Here is a 737-nt window from a genome sequence, read left to right as displayed (position 1 = left end):
TGTGCGAACCATTCGCCGGTGCGGCCGAAGCCGCCGATCACTTCGTCGGCCACCAGCAGGATGTCGTACTTGCGGCAGATCCGCTGGATTTCCGGCCAGTACGTCGACGGCGGGAAGATCACGCCGCCCGCGCCCTGGAACGGCTCGCCGATGAACGCCGCGACATTTTCCGCGCCGAGTTCGAGGATCTTCGCTTCGAGCTGCTGCGCGCGCGCCAGGCCGAACGCTTCCGGCGTTTCGCCGGCCGCCGCTTCGCCGAAGAAATACGGCTGGTCGATGTGCACGATGTTCTCGACCTTCGACGGCATCTGCTCGTGCATGTAGCCCATCCCGCCGAGCGTGCCGCCGGCGATCGTCGAGCCGTGATAGCCGTTCTTGCGCGAGATCACGTACTTCTTCTGCGGCTGGCCCTGCACGCGCCAGTACTGGTGCACGAGGCGCAGCACGGTGTCGTTGCCTTCCGAGCCGCTGTTGCAATAGAAGAAGTGGTTGAAGCCCTTCGGCGTGACTTCCGCGAGCATCGCGGAGAGTTCGATCACCGGCGGGTGGGTGGTCTTGAAGAACGTGTTGTAGAACGGCAGCTCCTGGATCTGGCGATACGCGGCGTCGGCGAGCTCCTTGCGGCCGTAGCCGACGTTCACGCACCAGAGGCCGGCCATCCCGTCGATCACCTTGTTGCCGTCCGAGTCCCACAGGTAGACGCCGTCGGCCTTCACGATCACGCGGCTGCCCGCGCG

1 protein-coding gene is annotated in these 737 nt (G+C 65.4%); it reads right to left on the bottom strand.

Translation table 11 applies throughout. The features are described from left to right. A partial coding sequence (locus tag CFB82_RS41705; RefSeq protein ID WP_143751106.1) for an aminotransferase class III-fold pyridoxal phosphate-dependent enzyme occupies positions 1-737 on the bottom strand: 737 nt, incomplete at both ends.

Origin of the sequence: Burkholderia sp. HI2714, from assembly GCF_002223085.1 — a bacterium.
In the GTDB taxonomy this organism is placed as follows: domain Bacteria; phylum Pseudomonadota; class Gammaproteobacteria; order Burkholderiales; family Burkholderiaceae; genus Burkholderia; species Burkholderia lata_D.
The sequence above is the reverse complement of the archived record's forward strand: the minus strand, read 5'-3'. Positions and strand labels throughout refer to the sequence as shown.